This window comes from Mesorhizobium sp. M7A.F.Ca.CA.002.05.1.1 (genome assembly GCF_003998335.1).
Lineage (GTDB): Bacteria > Pseudomonadota > Alphaproteobacteria > Rhizobiales > Rhizobiaceae > Mesorhizobium.
The window spans coordinates 1-780 of the sequence record NZ_RZQI01001481.1; the positions used below are offsets into that span (position 1 = coordinate 1).

Consider the following 780-nt stretch of genomic DNA (forward strand, 5'->3'; position numbering starts at 1 on the left):
CCGGCGCCATGCTCGCCTTCGTCATCTCGATGGATGATTTCATCACCAGCAACCTGTTGAATTCCGGCGGCGCCACCACGCTGCCGGTCTACATTTTCTCGCTGATCAAGCAGGGCGTGTCGCCGCAGCTCAACGCAATCTCGACCTTGATCATGATTGTTTCGGTGGTGCTGGCGACCGTGGCCTTCCTGCTTCAGCGACGGCAGTAGCAGCGGCGTAGTTTTTCCTAATCAAGGCGTCGGGCAAATCGAATTTATCGAACCCGGCAGTTTGTTATCGTCGCCCCTGGGAGAACAACAAACAGGGGAATGACATGACGACTAAAATTGCAGCGCTCACCATGGCCGGTGCCATGAGCCTCGCCTTTAGCGTGCCCGCTCTCGCCGAGGGCAGCCTGGCCATCTACGCATGGGCGGATTCCATCTCGCCCGAGATGGTCACGAAATTCGAGAAGGAAACCGGCATAAAGGTCACGGTCGACGCCTTCTCATCCAACGAGGACCTGCTCACCAAGCTGCAGGCCGGCTCGTCGGGCTACGACATCGTCACGCCTTCGCAGCACTTCGTGAAGATCATGATCGATAGCGGGCTGCTTGAGGATTTCGGCGCCAGTTCGATGGCGGCCTACAGCCAAGTCCTGCCGGACTGGCAGAAACCGTGGTGGGATGCGACAGGCAATCATTCGATCCCGCTCGCCTTCGGCAATGCCGGCTACACCGTCAACCGCGACCTCTACAAAGGCCCGGTCGACAGCTGGAAGACCTATTTCGAGCCACCGGC

At 58.8% G+C, this 780-nt stretch carries 2 protein-coding genes; both read left to right on the top strand.

Translation table 11 applies throughout. From position 1 onward, the window contains the following. On the top strand, nucleotides 1-209 hold a 209-nt coding region (locus EN939_RS36505; RefSeq protein WP_442919602.1), incomplete at its 5' end, for an ABC transporter permease. Between the two features lie 104 nt (nucleotides 210-313). Continuing rightward, on the top strand, nucleotides 314-780 hold a 467-nt coding region (locus EN939_RS36510), incomplete at its 3' end, for an extracellular solute-binding protein (protein WP_127272083.1).